Genomic DNA, 6,243 nt, shown 5'->3' on the forward strand with positions numbered 1-6,243 from the left:
AAGAAGACACCGCGGTGGATGGCACGGGCTTCGCCCGTGTTCGCGGGCAAGCCCGCTCCCACAGGGATCGCGCCAGCTTTTAGAAATTGAGCAAGACAGTTGCTCCCACATCGACCGCATCGACTTCAAGTCATGGGCCTATCGCCGGCAAGCACAGGCAGCATATTGATTGCGTCAGCTGGTGAGGGTGTTTACCAACCCGGCGGCATAGCCCGGCAGGGCCGCAAAATCACGGGCGCACAGCAGCAAACGACGGTTGGCCCATGGCTCTTCCAGCGCCACCCAGTGCAATGGCAACAACCCTTGCCAACGTTTCACCGCAGCCAACGGCACCACCCCGACCCCAGCCCCGCCCGCGACCATGCGGATTACCCCATCGAACCCCTCGGCCCGCACCCGAACCCGCATGCGCTGCCCCTCGCGCAGTGCCTGCTCTTCCAGATACAAAGCCAATGCACTAGCTGCCCCCAGCCCGACATAGCCATGGGCCAGGCTGTCGATAAAGCTCGGCGCGACCGCACTGGCCAGCGGGTGGCCCAAAGGTGTCACCAGCACCAGCGGGTCGTCACGAAACGGCCGGGTCTGTAGATGCTCGCTGGGGGCAGCGGTCGAGACGATGCCCAGGTCGGCCATGGCCTGGGTAATCGACTGCACGATGCGCAAGCTGGGCAACTCCTGCACATCCACGCTTACCCCCGGGTTTTCAGCCAGGTAGTTGGCCAACAGCTCCGGCAGGTACTCGGTGAGCGCTGCGGTGTTGCACAACAAACGGACCTGGCCTTGCTGCCCCTGCGCGTACTGGCCCAGGTCGAACTGCAGGCGCTCGACCTGCTGCGTTATCAGTCGGGCATGCTGTAGCAGTGCCTGGCCGGCTGGGGTCGGTTGCACGCCACGGCGGTTGCGTTCCAGCAAAGGGATGCCCAGCGATGCTTCCATGGCGCGGATGCGCGCACTGGCCGCCGGCAGTGACAGGTGGCTGCGGCTGGCACCTGCGGTGATGTTGCCGCACTCCAGGGTGTGCTGGAACAGCCTGAGGTCGATCAGGTCGAAATGCATCTGGCTCTGTCCTGGCAAGAGTCAGGCTGAGTATATGGCAGATTTTCAGCTCGGCCGGTATACGCCATCATCGGCCCATGAATACCTTGCTCGCTTTCTACCAGAACATTGGCCCGGCACTGTCATTGCTGGTGGTGCTTACCTTCCTGCTGGCCGGTGCGGTGAAAGGGGTGATTGGCCTCGGCCTGCCAACCATCGCCATGGGCCTGTTGGGCCTGGCTATGTCGCCGGTGCAGGCTGCGGCGTTGCTGATCGTGCCCTCGACCCTCACCAATCTGTGGCAGCTGGCCAGCGGCGGACACCTGCGTGGCTTGTTGGTCCGCCTGGGGCCGATGCTGGCGATGATCTTCGTTGGTACCTTGCTGGGCAGCGCCTGGCTGGGGATCAACAGCGGGCCGTGGGCCGCACACGCGCTGGGTGCGGCTTTGCTGGTGTATGCGTTGTACGGGCTGGTCGGCCCAGGCTTGCACCTGGCGCCAGGGCACGAACGCTGGCTGGGGCCGCTTTGCGGCCTGGTAACTGGCCTGGTCACGGCGGCGACCGGGGTGTTCGTGATGCCGGCGGTGCCTTACCTGCAGAGCCTGGGCATGAGCCGGGAGCAGATGGTCCAGGCCCTGGGCCTGTCGTTCACGGTGTCGACCCTGGCCTTGGCCGTTGGCCTGGCCGGGCAGGATGCCCTGGGTGGCCAGGCACTGGGGGCTTCGCTGTTGATGCTGGCGCCGGCCTTGCTCGGCATGCTGGCCGGTCAGTGGCTGCGTCAGCGCATCAGCGCGCTGCTGTTCAAGCGTTGCTTCTTCATCGGCCTGGCCGCACTCGGCGGCCATTTGCTGATCAACGGTTAGCCGATGAGGCGCTGAGCATGTCGATCATCTGGATATCGAAATCGCGTTCCAGGTAGTCCATGCGCTGTTCAAAGAACGCGGTCATGTGCGGCAGGGCCGAGTGCACGTCCAGCGCGGCCTTGTCGGCCCACACCTCGAAGAACACGAACAGGCTCGGGTCCTGCTTGTCGCGCAGCATGTGGTATTCGATGCAGCCTGGCTCCTGGCGGCTTGGCTCGACGTAGGGTCGGAACAGGGTCTCGAACGCTTCAGCCATTTCCGGGCGGGTCTTGGCTTTGAGGATGAAGGCGTACTGTTCACTCATGGGGCGCTACTCGGTGATGGGCGGTGAAGCGATTCTACGGCAATAATGTGTTGCTCATTCGTGATTTAAGGTCAATTGTATTTTGCCCCATCGCTGCTGTTTCCAGAGTCTGCGAGGCTCTAACCTGCCGGCCTGAATTTTTCCGCGAGGCCCGCATGAAGAAGATCCTTTTGCTCAACGGTGGTAAACAGTTCGCTCACTCTGACGGTCGCCTCAACGCGACCTTGCACGAAACGGCCATCGCTTACCTGGACCGTGCCGGTTTCGATGTGCGCCAGACCTTCATCGACGGCGGCTATGACGCCCAGGAAGAGGTGGAGAAGTTTCTGTGGGCCGATGTGGTGATCTACCAGATGCCCGGCTGGTGGATGGGGGCGCCGTGGACCGTGAAGAAGTACGTCGACGATGTGTTCACTGCAGGCCATGGCAGCCTGTATGCCAACGACGGCCGCACCCGTTCCGACCACTCGCAGAAGTACGGCAGCGGCGGCTTGGTGCATGGCAAGCAGTACATGCTGTCGCTGACCTGGAACGCGCCGCAGCAAGCGTTTGATGACCCGACGGATTTCTTTGAAGGCAAGGGTGTGGATGCGGTGTACTTCCCGTTCCACAAGGCCAACCAGTTCCTTGGCATGACTGGCCTGCCGACCTTTTTGGCAGTGGATGTGATGAAGCGCCCGGATGTGCCGGCGGCGTTGGCGGCCTATGAGGCGCATTTGGACAAGGTGTTTGGAAAGGCACAGTAAGCATTCGCCTGTAAGTGCCTCTTCGCGGGTAAACCCGCTCCCACAGGTATTGCACAGGTCTCAAGGACTGTGGGTACTTGTGGGAGCGGGTTTATCGAGGCGTCGAACCGCCGCGAAGAGGCCCGTACAGGCAGCACTGGACTTGGCATCGACAAGCGGCTATCTAATCTCTGCTGAGACCCACCACAGGCCCAGATGTGAAAACCCGATCCGAAGAGCTCCAGGTATTCGTCGCCGTCATCGACTGCGGCTCGATCTCCGCCGCCGCCGAGCAGATGGGGCAGACCCCGTCCGCCGTCAGCCGCACCCTGTCGCGCCTGGAGGGCAAGCTGGGCACCACGCTGGTCAACCGCACCACCCGGCGCATGGACCTGACCGAAGAGGGCCGTTTCTTCCTTGAGCGCTCGCGGCTCATCCTGGAGCAGATGGACGAGATGGAAGAGCGCCTGTCGATGAACCGGCAGACGCCCACCGGGCGCCTGCGCATCAATGCCGCCGCGCCATTCATGCTGCATGCCATCCTGCCGTGGATCGGCGAGTTCCGCCGCCAGTACCCGGGCATCGAGCTGGAGCTGAACACCGACGACCTGATCATCGACCTGCTGGAGCAAAGCACCGACGTGGCGATCCGCATCGGCGAACTGGCCGATTCCAGCCTGCATGCACGCAACCTGGGTTGCAGCCCGGTGCAGGTGCTGGCCAGCCCGGCCTACCTGGAGCAGCACGGCACGCCGCAACAGGTCGAAGACCTGAACAATCACTGCCTGCTTGGCTTCAGCCAGCCCGAAACGCTCAACCACTGGCCGCTGCGCCATGCCCAGGGTGACCGCTGGAGCATCCGCCCGGCGCTGATCGCCTCCAGTGGCGAAACCCTGCGCCAACTGGCACTGGCCGGGGAGGGCATCGTCAGCCTGTCGCACTTCATGACCCACGAGGACATCCGCGCCGGGCGCCTGCAAGTGTTGCTGAGCGAGGCCAACAACGGCTACCGCCAGCCAATCCACGCGGTGTACTACCGCAACACCCAGTTGGCGTTGCGTATTCAGTGCTTCCTCGATTTTATCCAGCGCAAGCTGGCGATGTACGCCTGCTGAGCGACCGCGGCAGGGCCGCAAAGCGGCCCCAGGTTTCAGAGGTCAGACGCGGAACTGGCTGACCAACGTCTGCAACTGCCCACCCAGCCGCGCCAGCTCCACGCTGGATGCCGCCGTCTCGTCACTGGCTGCCGCCGTCTGCTCCGACACATCGCGCACATTCAGGATGCTGCGGCTGATCTCCTCAGCCACCGCACTCTGCTGTTCCGCCGCCGCAGCAATCTGCTGGTTCATCGACTGGATGCCCGACACCGTGCTGGTAATGCTTTCCAACGATGCCCCGGCCTTGCGCGCCAGCTCGACACTGCTGTCGGTCAGGGTGCGGCTGCCGTGCATGGCGGTGGCCACTTGCTGGGTGCCGTGCTGCAGGCTGGCAATCAGCTCTTCAATCTCTTCGGTAGACTTCTGCGTGCGCTGGGCCAGGCCGCGCACTTCATCGGCGACCACGGCAAAGCCACGGCCGGCTTCGCCAGCACGCGCCGCTTCGATCGCCGCGTTAAGCGCCAGCAGGTTGGTTTGCTCGGCCACCGATTTGATCACGTCCATCACGCTGCCGATCTTCTGGCTTTCCTGCTGCAGCAGGTTCATGGCCTCGGTGGAGCGGTGCATCTCTTCGGCCAGGCGCTCGATCTGGCCAATCGCTTCGCCCACCACACGGTCGCCGGCGCGGGCTTCGTCATCGGCACCGGTGGCGGCATGCGAGGCCTGTTCGGCATTGCGCGCCACTTCCTGAACCGTGGCGGCCATTTCGTGCATGGCAGTGGCCACCTGGTCGGTCTCGACCTTCTGGCTGTTGGCACCGGCGCTGGTTTGCTCGGTCACTGCCGATAGCTCCTCGGCGGCGCTGGCGATCTGGGTGACGCCATCATGGATGCCGCTGATCAGCTCGCGCAGGGTAGTGCCCATGCGCGCGATGCCTTGCTGCAGCATGCCCAGTTCGTCGCGGCGGGTAACGCGCAGGTGCTGGGTAAGGTCGCCGCTGGCGATCTTTTCCACCGCCACCAGGGTGTCGTGCAGTGGGCGGGTGATCTGCCGGGTGATCAGCACTGCCGCCAGTACGCCGACCAGCAATGCCAGCAGCGTGGCGATGGCCTGCAGGCTGCGGGCCTGGGTGCTTTCGATGTCGCGACGTTCCAGCTGGATCTGGTACAGCGCATCGCTGCGCTTGACGATGTCGGCGCCTTGCACGGTCATTTCGGCGCGAGAGGTGGTGATGTTGGCGACCGCGTCGCGGAACTGGCGCACGGCGTCACGGTAGGCCAGCACCGAGCGTTCGAACTGTTGCAGGCGGGCGTCTTCGGCGGGCAGCTGGCGCTTGAGGTCGTCGATCTCGGCCAGGGCCGCGTCCAGCTGGCGCAGGGCGGCCTGCTCGTTGGCGGCACTGTTGTCGGCAATGTAGCCGCGCACGTCGATGCGCACCTGCAGCAGTTGCTGGCGGGCCTTGCTGATCAGTTGGTACTGGGCCAGGCGCACGCTGTCGGCTTCTGGGCGTGCCATGACTTCCTGGCTGAGGGCGTCCATGGCCTGGTCGGCGCGGGTTGCAGAACTGTCCATGGCCGCACGGGCGGCGCGGGTGGCGTCGTAGCCCTGGCGCATCTTGTTCAGCGATAGCTTGTAGGCGCTGATGGTCTCGCCCAGTTCGCCCAGCAGCTTGACGTTCTCCGGGCTCTTGAAGGTGCTGGCCAGGTAGGCCTGCTGTTTGCCGAAGGCGTCCAGCTTGGCCTGGGTATTGGCTGCTGCGGCATCGTCGCCATTGGCGATCATGTACTGCAGGCGCGCAATGCGCAGGTCGGTGAGGTCTTTGTTGAGCTGGCCGATATCGCCCATCCAGTTGCTGCGGTCGATCAGGCTGCCCAGGCTGGTCCAGCCGGTCAAGGCCAGCAGGCCGGTGAGGATCAGTACCAGGCCAAAGCCCAGGCCGAGTTTGAGGTTGACGCTGATGTTGGCGAACCAGCTGTTCATGCACGCTCTCCAGAAGTAGTTTTCGCTCGCTTGATCTTCGATCGCCAGGCGTTGTTGTTCTGGATGCCCGCTGACTCGTGCACGGGTTATCGGCAATGATGAGGGAAGCTGAAACGCTTTTTCAGCAAAAGGTAGGTTTGGGAGTTTTTTGTGGGAGCGGCCTTGCGTCGCGAAAGGGCCGCGTAGCGGCCCTAGCAATTTTTGCTGCAACGCTGGAAGCCTGGGGCCGCTGTGCGGCC

At 63.7% G+C, this 6,243-nt stretch carries 6 protein-coding genes; 3 read left to right on the plus strand and 3 right to left on the minus strand.

All coding sequences use genetic code 11. The features are described 5' to 3' along the window. Positions 1-174 precede the first annotated feature (174 nt). On the minus strand, positions 175-1,056 hold the full coding sequence (locus ABE456_RS28055; protein WP_346646833.1) for a LysR substrate-binding domain-containing protein: 882 nt from the start codon (positions 1,054-1,056) through the stop codon (positions 175-177). Positions 1,057-1,133: 77 nt separating this feature from the next. On the opposite strand from ABE456_RS28055, the gene ABE456_RS28060 reads away from it, so the two are divergent. After that, on the plus strand, positions 1,134-1,898 hold the full coding sequence (locus ABE456_RS28060; RefSeq protein WP_346646834.1) for a sulfite exporter TauE/SafE family protein: 765 nt from the start codon (positions 1,134-1,136) through the stop codon (positions 1,896-1,898). Here ABE456_RS28060 and ABE456_RS28065 read toward each other — a convergent pair. Then, positions 1,888-2,202 carry a putative quinol monooxygenase gene (locus tag ABE456_RS28065; protein WP_346646835.1) on the minus strand — a complete coding sequence of 105 codons (315 nt, stop codon included), beginning with the start codon at positions 2,200-2,202 and terminating at the stop codon, positions 1,888-1,890. The two genes, ABE456_RS28060 and ABE456_RS28065, sit on opposite strands and share 11 nt — an antisense overlap. Positions 2,203-2,357: 155 nt before the next feature. Between ABE456_RS28065 and ABE456_RS28070 the strand changes: the two genes are divergently transcribed. Beyond that, complete coding sequence (locus ABE456_RS28070) at positions 2,358-2,948, plus strand: NAD(P)H-dependent oxidoreductase (protein WP_346646836.1); 591 nt, start codon at positions 2,358-2,360, stop codon at positions 2,946-2,948. A gap of 197 nt (positions 2,949-3,145) precedes the next feature. Continuing rightward, on the plus strand, positions 3,146-4,042 hold the full coding sequence (locus ABE456_RS28075; protein WP_346646837.1) for a LysR family transcriptional regulator: 897 nt from the start codon (positions 3,146-3,148) through the stop codon (positions 4,040-4,042). A 42-nt stretch (positions 4,043-4,084) separates the two neighbouring features. Here the strand turns inward: ABE456_RS28075 and ABE456_RS28080 are convergent, their stop codons facing one another. After that, positions 4,085-6,004, minus strand: coding sequence for a methyl-accepting chemotaxis protein (locus ABE456_RS28080; protein WP_346646838.1), 1,920 nt, complete (start codon positions 6,002-6,004; stop codon positions 4,085-4,087). Positions 6,005-6,243: the final 239 nt, after the last annotated feature.

This window comes from Pseudomonas sp. TWI929, assembly GCF_039673335.1.
Lineage (GTDB): Bacteria > Pseudomonadota > Gammaproteobacteria > Pseudomonadales > Pseudomonadaceae > Aquipseudomonas.

Coding starts and splice junctions, on each gene's coding strand:
- ABE456_RS28055 (WP_346646833.1), bottom strand. CDS start 1,056: ATGCATTTCGACCTGATCGACCTCAGGCTGTTCCAGCACACCCTGGAG.
- ABE456_RS28060 (WP_346646834.1), top strand. CDS start 1,134: ATGAATACCTTGCTCGCTTTCTACCAGAACATTGGCCCGGCACTGTCA.
- ABE456_RS28065 (WP_346646835.1), bottom strand. CDS start 2,202: ATGAGTGAACAGTACGCCTTCATCCTCAAAGCCAAGACCCGCCCGGAA.
- ABE456_RS28070 (WP_346646836.1), top strand. CDS start 2,358: ATGAAGAAGATCCTTTTGCTCAACGGTGGTAAACAGTTCGCTCACTCT.
- ABE456_RS28080 (WP_346646838.1), bottom strand. CDS start 6,004: ATGAACAGCTGGTTCGCCAACATCAGCGTCAACCTCAAACTCGGCCTG.